General features: G+C 49.0%; 11 protein-coding genes and 1 riboswitch. Of the genes, 9 read left to right on the top strand and 2 right to left on the bottom strand.

Annotation, left to right across the window (positions count from 1 at the left end):
* Positions 1-78 precede the first annotated feature (78 nt).
* Positions 79-266: riboswitch (cobalamin riboswitch) on the top strand.
* 104 nt (positions 267-370) lie between these two features.
* Entirely contained in the window at positions 371-1,405 is a 1,035-nt protein-coding gene (locus tag V8247_RS04870; RefSeq protein WP_338736715.1) for an alcohol dehydrogenase catalytic domain-containing protein, read from the top strand.
* Between the two features lie 14 nt (positions 1,406-1,419).
* Positions 1,420-2,535, top strand: coding sequence for an anthranilate phosphoribosyltransferase (trpD, locus tag V8247_RS04865; RefSeq protein WP_375340883.1), 1,116 nt, complete (start codon positions 1,420-1,422; stop codon positions 2,533-2,535).
* Between the two features lie 89 nt (positions 2,536-2,624).
* On the opposite strand, the gene V8247_RS04860 is transcribed toward trpD, so the two are convergent.
* Positions 2,625-4,532 (bottom strand): propionyl-CoA synthetase, encoded by a 1,908-nt coding sequence (locus V8247_RS04860; protein WP_338736713.1) that lies wholly within the window; start codon positions 4,530-4,532, stop codon positions 2,625-2,627.
* 428 nt (positions 4,533-4,960) lie between these two features.
* Between V8247_RS04860 and V8247_RS04855 the strand changes: the two genes are divergently transcribed.
* The 7 genes from V8247_RS04855 (at position 4,961) to V8247_RS04825 (ending at position 9,149) form a co-directional block, all read left to right on the top strand.
* Entirely contained in the window at positions 4,961-5,272 is a 312-nt protein-coding gene (locus V8247_RS04855; RefSeq protein WP_338736712.1) for a metalloregulator ArsR/SmtB family transcription factor, read from the top strand.
* Positions 5,273-5,290: 18 nt separating this feature from the next.
* Positions 5,291-5,623, top strand: coding sequence for a CGGC domain-containing protein (locus V8247_RS04850; RefSeq protein WP_338736711.1), 333 nt, complete (start codon positions 5,291-5,293; stop codon positions 5,621-5,623).
* 38 nt (positions 5,624-5,661) lie between these two features.
* Positions 5,662-6,363 carry a PIG-L deacetylase family protein gene (locus V8247_RS04845; protein ID WP_338736710.1) on the top strand — a complete coding sequence of 234 codons (702 nt, stop codon included), beginning with the start codon at positions 5,662-5,664 and terminating at the stop codon, positions 6,361-6,363.
* A gap of 77 nt (positions 6,364-6,440) precedes the next feature.
* A complete protein-coding gene (gene tsoY / locus V8247_RS04840; protein ID WP_376797728.1) occupies positions 6,441-7,595 on the top strand; it encodes a selenoprotein TsoY in 1,155 nt (384 codons plus the stop codon).
* Positions 7,596-7,612: 17 nt separating this feature from the next.
* Positions 7,613-7,894, top strand: a complete 282-nt coding sequence (locus V8247_RS04835) for a J domain-containing protein (protein ID WP_338736708.1) — start codon at positions 7,613-7,615, stop codon at positions 7,892-7,894.
* Positions 7,878-8,546 (top strand): class I SAM-dependent methyltransferase, encoded by a 669-nt coding sequence (locus V8247_RS04830; protein ID WP_338736707.1) that lies wholly within the window; start codon positions 7,878-7,880, stop codon positions 8,544-8,546. Before V8247_RS04835 ends, V8247_RS04830 begins: the two co-directional genes overlap by 17 nt.
* Positions 8,547-8,720: 174 nt before the next feature.
* Positions 8,721-9,149 (top strand): VOC family protein, encoded by a 429-nt coding sequence (locus tag V8247_RS04825; protein WP_338739315.1) that lies wholly within the window; start codon positions 8,721-8,723, stop codon positions 9,147-9,149.
* Positions 9,150-9,289: 140 nt separating this feature from the next.
* On the opposite strand, the gene V8247_RS04820 is transcribed toward V8247_RS04825, so the two are convergent.
* Positions 9,290-11,488, bottom strand: coding sequence for a hypothetical protein (locus V8247_RS04820; RefSeq protein WP_338736706.1), 2,199 nt, complete (start codon positions 11,486-11,488; stop codon positions 9,290-9,292).
* Positions 11,489-11,891: the final 403 nt, after the last annotated feature.

Raw genomic sequence — 11,891 nt, 5'->3', positions numbered from 1 at the left:
CACTAGAATCCGGGGTTCCTAAAAGTTCGTATTCGGTTCACTTGACTACCACCCTTAAATCACTTAAAATGCCCTCCAATTGAATATCGGGCGTACGGTGCTCGCAAGAGCTTAATAGGGAAGTCCGTGTAATTCGGATACGGTCCCGCCGCTGTAACTGGTGACGAACCCGGCAAGCAGCCACTATCTCTGGAAAAAGATGGGAAGGCGCCGGAAGTAGGCTTGAGCCAGAAGCCAGAAGACCTGCCGTAGCATATAGCCCGCGAGGAAAAGTTCGGGAGAAGGTAAATCCCTGAACCACAGAAGGTTCGGGGATTTTTGTATTATCCCCGGCCTTAACAGGTCCGGGGATTTTTTATTGGGGGAAATAATGAAAGCGGCAATTCTATCAGGCCCCAACATGCTGTCGGTCAACCACCTCAGCCGGCCGGTTTGCCCGGCTGGAGGGTTGCTGGTAAGGGTGGTCTGCTGCGCCATCTGTTCCAGTGACGCCAGGATGGTGCTCAAGGGCCATCAGGGATTGGTTTACCCCAGAATTCCCGGTCACGAACTTTCCGGGGTGGTGGATGAAAGCCGGAATAGCTGTTTTGTTCCGGGTGACAGAGTTCAGATATACCCCGGGTTGAGTTGCGGTCACTGTTCCGCCTGCCGGCGCGGCGAACCCCGCCGTTGCATTTCGTTAAAGACCATGGGGTTCTCCGCTGACGGCGGTTTCGCCGAGTATATTTCACTTGAGGAGAGTTCCATTACTTCAGGCGGAGTCAATCTCATCCCCCGGAATGTCAGCGACAGTCAGGCCGCGTTAAGCGAACCTCTGGCCAGTTGTATCAACGCCCAGGAGAAGGCCAGAGTCGGGCAAGGCGACACGGTGCTGATATTGGGAGCGGGCCCCTTGGGCCTCCTGCACAGCCGTCTGGCCAGGCATCTTGGCGCCGCCAGGATTCTTATTACCGAGATAGATGACCGTCGCCTGGAATTGGCGGGGGAATTAGCCCAGGCGGACAGGGTCATCAACATCGGTATGGAGCGAATTCCCCAGGTGATTTCAGACGAAACCGGCAGCCGGGGCGTCAATGTTATCCTTCTGGCCTCCAATGCATTGCCGGTTGTTAATCTGCTTCCCCTTCTGGTTGAAGGCGGGCGATTATCGCTGTTTGCCGGCATCAGTAAAGATTTGAGTTTTGAGCGGTTTGATATCAACCAGATTCATTATCGCGAATTAGAGGTAACCGGGGCCTTCGGTTCCACTCCGGCACAAAATACCACCGCCCTGGACTTGATTGCCGGCGGCTTTCCGGTTGAAGACCTGATAACCAAAACACTGAGTATTGACGAAATAAGTGCAGGAATTGAGCACACCAATGACCACCAGGGGCTGCGGGCTATGGTCTGTTTCAATGCGTAAAAAATAAGGAGGATATTATGGAAAACAAAGAATTCGGTGCCCGGATTTCACGCCTTATCGGCAAAGGCAACCTCACTCGCCGGGAAACCCGGGAGATGTTCGATGAGCTGATGACGAACTCTCAACCGGACTTACAGCAGGGGGCCTTTCTGGCAGCCTTATCCGCTAAGGGCGAAACATCTGAGGAGATGGCCGGGGCCTGGGAAGCTATTTACGAGATGGATACGGTGAAGGCATCACCTGTCACCCCCAAACCGCTGCTGGAAAACAGCGGCACCGGCATGGACACTTTCAAGACGTTCAATGTCAGCACCGGAGCGGCGCTGGTATCGGCAGCTGCGGGGAACTACATGGCTCGCCACGGAGCCCGGGCCCTGTCTTCACGTTGTGGCACCATAGATCTGGTTGAAGCGCTCGGCGTGGACGTGGAATGCCCGGCGCTCATGGTCAAAACCAGCGTGGAGCAATGCGGCATCGGGATTTTCAACGGCATGAGCGCCCGGATCCACCCGCAGGCTTTATTCAGGATTCTGTCGCAGATCCATTTCGGCAGTACGCTTAACATCTCGGCGTCTCTTGCTAATCCTGCGCTGCCGCACTACGGTGCGCGCGGTGTCTTTGCTCATGGCATGGTGCTGCCGGTGGCTGAACTCATGAAAGTAATTGGTTACACTAACGCCCTTATTTTCCACGGGTCCAACGGTAAAGGACTGGGACTGGATGAAGTCTCAATCCTGGGTGAAACGATTTTTGCCGAAATCAAGGATAACCGGATTACCACCTTTACCATGACACCATCTGATTTTAATATTGCCGAGGCCGATGACAGCGAACTGGTACCGGGAGACCTTGAGACCGAAGCCGCCATGATGGTCCAACTGCTGGCAGGCAAACTGGGTGGTGCCCGGGAGGACATGGTGGCCGTGAACGCCGCCCCGCTGCTGTATCTCGGCGGACAGACGTCCACTATCGTTGAAGGCTATAAGGCGGCAAAAGAGATAATCGCCTCCGGCCTGGCTCTGGCGAAGTTGCGACAATGGGTGAGTTGTCAAAACCAAAATCCGGCAAACGGGTCGGCTACACTGAATCAAATCATTGAGAGGGTTGAGAAAGCATTACCCGTGCAATAAGAGCTATCATTCACACCGGACCAGGTAATCCCGCATAAAACACATAAACCTTTGGCTTAGGCGCAGGTCTAAGCCAAAGGTTCACCCGGTTATCTCTGAGTGCCCGCAGCATAACCGATTGTCTGTAAAGAACTGGTTATTTCCCCCAGAATTACCGGGTCATCAATCGTCGGCGGAACAACATAAGCCTGGCTGTCGGCGATTTTACGCATCGTACTTCTCAGTATTTTGCCTGACCGGGTCTTCGGCAGCCGTTTTACCACCGCCACATTTCGCAGATAGGCAAAAGCCCCAATCCTGTCTCTAACCATACTTATGAGTTCCTGAACAATAATACCGGGAGCCTTGGTCACTCCGTTTTTCAGCACCACAAACCCCAGAGGAATTTCGCCGCGCAGACCGTCCGCCACCCCGATAACGGCGCACTCTGCCACTTCATCATGAGAGGCCAGTATCTCTTCCATAGCCCCGGTAGAAAGGCGGTGTCCGGCAACATTAATCACATCATCTATCCGGCCCATGATGTAGATATATCCGTCCTGATCAAAATATCCTCCGTCGCCAGTGAGATAGAAACCCGGATAATGCTCCAGATAAGATTCCTTGTATTTCTGGTCATTTTGCCAGAGTGTTGTCAGGTTGCCCGGGGGTAACGGGAGTTTGATGGCAATAGTGCCCTCTTTTCCCCGGGGCAGCACCTGTCCTTCTTCATCCATGACAACGACCTGATAGCCCGGCACCGGTTTCGTCGGAGACCCGGCCTTAATCGGCAAGAGTTCCAGGCCGACACAGTTAGACGCAACCGCCCAACCGGTTTCGGTTTGCCACCAGTGGTCTATCACCGGCACCTTCAGGAGATTACTGGCCCAGTGATACGTATCCGGATCAAGTCTCTCGCCGGCTTGAAACAGATATTTGAAACCGGCAAGATCATATTTTTTCAGGTACTCACCGTTCGGGTCTTCCTTCTTGATGGCCCGCAATACGGTCGGCGCGCAAAATAACACTTTAACGTTATGCTGCGAAATCACTCTCCAGAATGCGCCCGGATCGGGGGTCCCAATCGGTTTGCCTTCATACAGCACCGTAGTACAGCCGTATAACAACGGGGCATACACGATGTAAGAGTGGCCTACGACCCATCCCACATCAGACCCGGCCCAGAATACGTCACCCGGCTCTACGTTATAGATGTTCTTCATGGTCCACTTTAATGCGACAGCATGCCCGCCGTTATCCCGGACGATCCCCTTTGGTATGCCGGTAGTCCCGGAAGTATAGAGAATATACAGGGGATCGGTGGACTTAACCATGGTGCAACCGACGTGTTCGGCGTGCTGTTCCTGTTCCGCCCAGTCAAGATCACGGCCCTCAAACAGATTAGACCGGACCTGAGGCCGCTGAAAAATGATGCATTTATCCGGTTTGTAAGTTGCTAAATCCATCGCCCGGTCTAATAACGGCTTGTACTCAATAACGCGGGCGCCTTCTATGCCGCACGACGCGGACAGAATAAGCTTCGGCTGGGCATCGTTGATACGGACCGCCAGTTCCTGAGGGGCGAATCCGCCGAATACCACGGAATGCACCGCGCCAATGCGGGCACACGCCAGCATGGCAATCACTGTTTCCGGTATCATCGGCATATATATAATGACCCGGTCGCCTTTGACTACCCCGTTGTTCACCAGGACGCCGGCAAATTTAGCTACCTTATCCAATAATTGAGCATAAGTGTATTTGGTGATCGTATTGGTAACCGGGCTGTCATAGATTACCGCAGTCTGTTCGCCTCTCCCGGCGTTAACGTGCGCATCAACAGCGTTATAGCAGGTATTTAATTCCCCGCCGGAAAACCAATCGTAAAAAGGGGCCTTTGACTGATCCAGTACTTGCTGGAAAGGCTTGTGCCAGTGAATCTGCTCAGCCGCTTTCCCCCAAAAAGCTTCTGGGTGCTCAATGGATTCAAGAAAAGCCTTCTCATATTGTCCTGACATGACACCTCCTTCTACTGTGGGGGATACTGAAATCAGTCCCGTTAGCACCTGATACTTGTCCAGATTGAAAGGCAGCACCTGCGATAACCGCTGAATGATCGTTCAGAATATAGCAAGATTTGCTGCTCAGGTCTAATTACACGATGTTAACAGGGTCCGTATTGAGGTCGCTATTGGATTAACATATGTCAAATTTCCAGGAAATTGCTTTCTATCCGTCAGTCTCGCTTTGAATCTGGCGAATTTTTGATTTTTTATCCCGGGTTTTTTTACTCTGTGGATTATGATAGACCTATTCTTTCAATCCCCTTTCAGCATCTGGAATACCAAGAGGAGTTTCGTCCAATGGATTATCGGAAAATTGACGGCATTTCGTCGTTATAGTATTATAGTATTTTAGTATTATCTTAAGTACTATAGGGGGATATATGGAAGACGAGATTTACCAATACCACGCAGAGATGTGCCAGGTATTTTCGCATGCTAAAAGGTTGGAGGCCATCAACCTTCTCAGGGATGGGGAGCTGTCGGTGTCAGAGTTGGCGCACAAGCTGGGCCTTAATGTGGGAAATCTGTCGCAGCATTTATCCATGATGAAGGAGCGTCGCATCCTGATCTCCCGAAAGGAAGGTAATATGGTCTACTACCGGATTGTTAATCCCAAGCTTGTCCGGTGCTTTGACATGATGCGGGAAATGCTGTTTGAGCAAATCAGGCATGACGCAGCTTTAATTCAATAATATTTGAGGATACGAAAAATGAAGGTAGGATTGATACGATGCTTACAGACCGAGGATATGTGTCCGGCAACGGTCTGTTTTAAGGTTATGGATACCAAAAAGCTGGCGTTCGAAGAAATCGAAGAGGACATTGAAATTGTCGGGGTGAATACCTGTGGCGGCTGTCCTGGTAAGAAGGCGGTAACCCGGGCAGCGGAGATGGTCAAAAGAGGTGCCGATACCATCGTGCTGGCCTCATGCATCACCAGAGGCAACCCGATAGGCTTCGCGTGCCCGCATATCGACCAGATGCGCCCGGCGATTGAGCGTAAAGTCGGCGACACCATACGCATCATCGATTACACGCACTGAGCGACAGACACGGTTAGCACAACACGGACGTGAACACAATGACTGAAATAAATGGAAAAGTGATGGTCATATTTGCCCATCCCGATGATGCTGAGTTCACCGCCGGCGGCACCATCGCCAGGTGGACCAACGAAGGCCGAAGGGTAAGTTACGTGGTTTGCACTGACGGCAGCAAAGGTGCCGAGATTGAACAACTTGACAAGGAAGACCTCGTAACAATGAGACAGTCGGAACAACGGCAGGCAGCTGCGATACTCGGTGTCGCTGAGGTGACATTCCTGGAGTACCCGGACGGTGAGCTATCGAGCAATCGGGGATTCGTCGCGAACCTGACAAGGCTGATAAGACAATTCCGTCCAGTAACATTACTTACCTGGGACCCTTGGCGTCCATACCAGCTTCATACCGACCACCGCACCGTCGGGTTCGCAGCCCTTGATGCTGTCATGGCCTCGGGCAACATGCGATATTTCCCGGAACAGCTCCGCAATAATCTTGAGGTACACCAGATAAAAGAAATTTTCCTTTTCGGCACCGACCAACCGGACACCTGGGTAGATATCAGCTCAACTTTCAACCGGAAAATCGAGGCCATCCGGCAGCATGCCAGCCAAATGACTGATCCCGACGAAGTCATCCGACATGTTGAGGAGTGGAATTCCCATGTCGGTTACACACAAGGGTATTCGTATGCAGAGCCCTTCAAAATACTGCATCCCGAATGCTCTATCTGCCGGTAAGCTCACTACCCCTGGGCACCCCACTTGCCGGGACTTATCTTTAAAACGGTATTTGTACTATTAGATTGGAGGGAATAATGCACTTGATTGGTTTAGTCCGAAGTAACTTCAATCCACTCTTTTTTCAGGCATCCCTGGCAGCTGGGGGGATTGCGCTTATGGCTTTCAATTTCTTGCAGTTTGCCGTCCCGCACGGGGAAGGATTTATCCGGTTTACCGACATTTTCTGGTCAAGTCTCCCTGGTCTGCAATTAGTATTGTACGGAGTGCTGGTGGCGGTAATGTTCCCGGCTGTGATCATTCATGTCTTGTTGACGGGCATTTTTCTCAGAGGGCTATTCACTTGGCTGAGTGGACGGCAAACCGTAATCGGTCTGATCAATGACCCCTACCGTAATTTTACCACCTTCCCGGTTATCGGCTCACTGGCGATGTCCGCCATTGTACTCTGGGCGCCAGTGGGATTCTTTGTCCCTCAGGTCGCTTCAGGACTCCAATCGTTGATGCTGCCGTCGCTGGTCTTTTTTGGCATTCTCTTCGTCGCTCTTTTCTCGCTTGAGTTCAAGGTACTTCAAGTACTTGCCAAAGGTCCTGTCGATACTGGCAAATTCAACTTCGGGTGGCTGGCGGATGTATTTGCCTTCGGTTTGGTGGCGCTTAATGGTTCAGGGATTGCTATAACTGCTAATGATCCGGTCATCGCCAGATTGGCCGGAATGGCAACCCTTGTCACCATAGCCGTCGGGCTTGTTCTTCTGGCAACCAAGATGTTTTATCTGGTTAGAAATCAGCTCCGGGCTCGGAGGTTGCCGGATACCCCGATTCTGCCTGCCTTTTTCGTGCTCGTCCCCATATTATGCCTCTTCGGCATCAGTCTGTTCAGAATGCCGCCCCAACTGCAAACTTTCTTTTCGTTTGATGTAACCAGTTTTTCGTCTCAAGCCCTCGGGCTTACTTATGCGGCTGCTGTGGCCTGGGTCGTTTTTGCTATTGTGCTGCTGACTGACTATTTCAAGACTCATTTTATACGCAGCAAATATTCGCCTCCCCAATGGGGTATTGTTTGAGCGCTGGTTGGCTCCCAGGTTCTGGGAGTATATGTCCAGGGGTTACTCATTCAAAGCACACTCTTGGCAGCCATCAATTACGTTAGCGTGATTCTGGCGGTAGGTATCTATTTCCTGATCTGCTTGAAATTCATCAGATCGTTTTCGGTTCATCGGACGATTTAACTTGATGTGGGATAATTATGGCTGACTTTACGACAATAGATTCCGCCCGAAAGACTCTGGGTTTAAGCGAGACGGCAACAATGTCTGAGATTAAGGGTGCCTATCGGCACCTTTCACACCTTCATCATCCCGATAAGACCTCCGGCGATGACGGAGAGGCCATGAAGAAGGTCAATCATGCCTTTAAGATCTTGATGGATTACGTTGAAAGCTACCGCTATAGCTTTGATGAGGGCACAGTGTTAAGGTGTGATCCCTACCAGGATTACCTTAAGCGGTTCTATGATGGTGGCTTCTGAAGGCATGGTTTCGCCCTTTGATCCTTTCGCTGAGGCTTACGATGACTGGTTTGATGGCGAGGGCAAGTTGATTTTTGCCTCCGAACTTGCGGCCTTGCAACTCGTTCTCCCCGATCTGCCCGGATCATGGCTGGAGATTGGCGTCGGCAGCGGGCGCTTCGCACAGGCGCTTGGAATTGACAAGGGTATAGACCCTTCCACCAGGCTGCTTGCGCTGGCCAAGCGCCGTGGCGTCCAGGTTTTTCAGGCCGGAGGCGAAGACCATTTGTTTGATGTGGCGTCCTACGGTGCAGTCTTTCTGATATTAACCTTGTGTTTCGTCCAATCACCAATCAAGGTTCTTAGAGAAGCCCAACGAATTTTAATCCCCGGCGGCAAAGTGGTAATCGCGATGATCCCCAATAATAGCCGATGGGGCCGGCAATATCAGGACAAAAAAGCAGCGGGGCATGCTATTTACAAACGAGCAACCTTCTTTGGTCTCCTTGGCGTCCTTGAAATGATGCTCGAAGCCGGCTTTTCTTTTGACAGGATGGTTTCCACACTTTTTCAGGATCCGGAACAAGTCACAGAGGAGGAAGTGCCCCGTACCGGTTATCATGCCGGCGCCGGGTTTTATGTGATTGTTGGGCAGAAGCCCGCTTCTTTTTAATCGGGCCACGGGAATGTTATTGAAAGAATCCTTCCCAGTTGATTCTGTTTTGAATGTCGGGCGGTTCTCGGTATCGTCCCCTTTGGTGGGCAGTACTGTACGAAAGACAGCACCTTTTCGCTGTCTTTCAAGCTATAGTAACAGCATTTGGATTATGATAAAATTGCCTTTCCTATGATAATTCCGCCTAACATCAAAGTTTTGTTTATTTCTGGATTTGGCCCGATTGTTCAAGACTCCAAAGCCAGCCGGGATCTGTACATAAATACCCTCGGTATTTCTTTTGATGAAATGGAAAGTGGCTATCTTCATACCGCAAAATTGGAAGGGGCCAAGTATTTTGCGCTATGGCCAATCTCTCAGGCCGCCTTTTCCTGTTTTGGCACCGATAAGTGGCCGGAAGATATTCCTGCCCCTCAAGCGTGGATTGAATTCGATGTTGAAAACGTTGAGACAGCTACACAAGAGTTAAGAAATCAGGGATATCGCCTTCTTGTCACCGCACGTAAGGAACCTTGGGGGCAAACAGTTACCCGGTTTCTTTCACCTGAAGGATTGCTGGTTGGGGTCGTATATACCCCATGGATGCGCGAGACTAGCTAATCAATCTCCCTTTAGAAGCCGTGCTACAGAAAGTGATCATATTCACCAATTGGTATCGTCCTGTCTATTGAATACAACTACCTAATTTAGGCTAAAATGGTGGGCGGTACCGTACAGTAGACAGAACCAGGACGTTTGAATTAACCTTCAGGATTTAGCATTTCTCCAGGCTTTAAATTCTCGGCAGCCAATTTGGCTATGACAGAATCTTCCTGCCAGTCAAACGATAGGAATACGGCGACATCCACTTCTTTACCACTATTCTTATTCCACCCTAGTCCCACCCATTCCTTGCATCTAGTCACATATTTTTTCATACTGCTAAATGTGAGGACTTTTCTGTACAACTCTTCAAGACTTTCCACATGCATTGTCGTGAATGAAAATCCTACACTTTGGTCTTCCTTGGCCATGGATAGAGTATGCAGGAGACCATCAGACTTCGTTTGCCCCCTTATTTTCTCAGACGCTTGCACAATAGCTTCTTTCAATCTATAGTCACAATCCAGTAGCCGAACTGCACAATCAGTCTTGTAAGGTGATTTCAGTTCCTCGATAGACCGTACGTATTCCCAAAACTTGGGAGGTACCGTCATCACCGGTTTCTGAGGGTTTCTTCCAAGCTCGTGTTTCTCAAACATATAAAGGTCTATGTTGTCGGAGAATCCATTCAAAAGAAGGGCATTCGTTTTCTTGTACTGTTCCGTTTCGAAAACCAACCCTTGAGAGAAGTAATACCCAAGCATATCAATTTCATCGCCAAAAATGTCAAATCTCGTTCGCTCCATGGCCATTCTACGCATGGCGTAGTGAACGAAACTAGAAGGAGATTCAATTAGGTCTGTTAAGACTCCCAAGTCAAATAGTGAAACAGCCCAGGGATACTGATTATCAGAAAACAGATTAAGTGTTTTGTTGATGTTTGCCAATCTGGTGATCAGGTGCGGGTAACTGCCTAACGTGACGCTAAGAAGAAACAGTTTAGATATTTGTTTGGAGTCAATTTCTATGATACCGTTTTCAATCTGTATCTTAGTGGGCTGATTATTCGATAAATATTTCCTCGCACGGCTACCTTGTTCAAACGACTCAGCTACTGCTTTGTTGAGATCATCCTTTATCAACTGCGAGTCTTTGCCAATCTTGGACTCATACCTTAATCGCTTCGTTTTACATTGAACGATAAAGACATTCCTATCGTGTAGAACGAGAACATCGCATAGTTCGTTCCCTCCCGGATACTTCGGATTAAGCAAGACTTCCCTAGGTGGGAAAACCCTTCTTAATAATTCAGCAGTCTTCTGCTCCAGACATTTCCCGTATTTCTTTTCTCCATTCTTTTTCCAATAATTCGAGTCCGCAATCATATCATAAAAAAATGTGTGAAGAAGTACTTCATTCAACACAGAGGGAACTGGGATGAAATACTTCTCGGCGTGGCACACTATAGGCCGTTCATAAATTGTGTTGTAATCCCAAGGGGCCAAGTGAGGATCATTGAATGTGTCAAGATGATTTTTGTTTCTGTATCCAAATCCTTGACTTAACCTTTTTAAATACCTTTCGCATCTATCCTTTGGAAAACCCGAGAAACTGGCCATCTCATCTAAAGTGAATGATAAAATAGCGTCCGAGTTTCCGAAATAGTAGTAGCAGCCCATACTAGCCTCTAAATTCTTCCGGTCATGTTCCTTTGCTTCCCCACGCTTGATTAATTCATCAACATTCTGATGCGCTCGGACCTTGCAGGATTCTTTTTCATCGTTTATTCTACGGTTACATTCCTCCTTTATGGCTTCTGATATAGTCAGTGCGTCGTTGATTGTAAACCCGAGACTTTTAACAAACCATTCATCATGCTCAGTCCAGATATCATAAGCCATTTCTTTCAGCTGATGAGGATATGACTCTCCTCTAACAAAAAAAGAATCATTTTTTGCGAGGCTGACCACTTCGTCAACTTCTCCTGTTTCGGACTTTGGGGCATCGCTTATCAGGCTTTGTGATATAGAAATAAAATATTGTTTCAGTAAATCCTCAATGCCCTTGATGTCTCTGCCGTCAACTTCTTTTCGAGCGTTAGCAGGGTACGGACGTGTTAAGAGGTACCCTGATACAAACCCGAGCCATCTCGCCCATTCGTGAACATCGGAACTTTCATCGTTAAATTGGTCTTCTGGTACCGTGCCGAAAGTCAATGTCAGCTGACTCAGCAGTTTCACAGGGTCCAGCGCACCCACTAGCTTTGTTAATTCTCTAAAATAAGCCTCAGCATCAGAATGTGCTTTCTGATTCATCACCTTCAATTTGTCATGGAAATCCTTTGATTCTTCTAACATATTTACTATTTTATCATGGACAAATGGAATATCAATCGTAAGTGAGCAAATATTCTGTTTATTGAACAGTACTGTTATTTGGAGGCTAGAAAACTGGGTACTTACAGTCAATACGCAGAACCGTAAGCCTAGTCTTCTGCATCGTTCCTGATTATTCTAACCAAAATAAGAATCCAGTGCCACCACCCATGACCGACGAAGCTCCAACTGAGGTGGTCCCCATCAGTTGGACAGAATAGGGACCTTATTAAGCGAGAGTTCTGCCATCCCTGCGGGTTTTGTGACCGCTGATAATGCATTAATTTGAAGTAACAACAGCTAATGGGTTAATGAGTGATTGTTGAAGATTGGGATTATATAGCGTTCCCAAGAATCTCACAGCGCCCCAAAAGTACCAACCGTC

It is taken from the genome of Dehalogenimonas sp. W, from assembly GCF_037094495.1.
Taxonomy (GTDB): domain Bacteria; phylum Chloroflexota; class Dehalococcoidia; order Dehalococcoidales; family Dehalococcoidaceae; genus Dehalogenimonas; species Dehalogenimonas loeffleri.
This window is presented reverse-complemented; position numbering and strand designations above follow the sequence as displayed.

Bases quoted from the DNA above. Each gene is read 5' to 3' on its own strand.
- V8247_RS04870 (WP_338736715.1), top strand. From the start codon at position 371: ATGAAAGCGGCAATTCTATCAGGCCCCAACATGCTGTCGGTCAACCAC.
- V8247_RS04860 (WP_338736713.1), bottom strand. From the start codon at position 4,532: ATGTCAGGACAATATGAGAAGGCTTTTCTTGAATCCATTGAGCACCCA.
- V8247_RS04855 (WP_338736712.1), top strand. From the start codon at position 4,961: ATGGAAGACGAGATTTACCAATACCACGCAGAGATGTGCCAGGTATTT.
- V8247_RS04850 (WP_338736711.1), top strand. From the start codon at position 5,291: ATGAAGGTAGGATTGATACGATGCTTACAGACCGAGGATATGTGTCCG.
- V8247_RS04845 (WP_338736710.1), top strand. From the start codon at position 5,662: ATGACTGAAATAAATGGAAAAGTGATGGTCATATTTGCCCATCCCGAT.
- V8247_RS04835 (WP_338736708.1), top strand. From the start codon at position 7,613: ATGGCTGACTTTACGACAATAGATTCCGCCCGAAAGACTCTGGGTTTA.
- V8247_RS04830 (WP_338736707.1), top strand. From the start codon at position 7,878: ATGATGGTGGCTTCTGAAGGCATGGTTTCGCCCTTTGATCCTTTCGCT.
- V8247_RS04825 (WP_338739315.1), top strand. From the start codon at position 8,721: ATGATAATTCCGCCTAACATCAAAGTTTTGTTTATTTCTGGATTTGGC.
- V8247_RS04820 (WP_338736706.1), bottom strand. From the start codon at position 11,488: ATGTTAGAAGAATCAAAGGATTTCCATGACAAATTGAAGGTGATGAAT.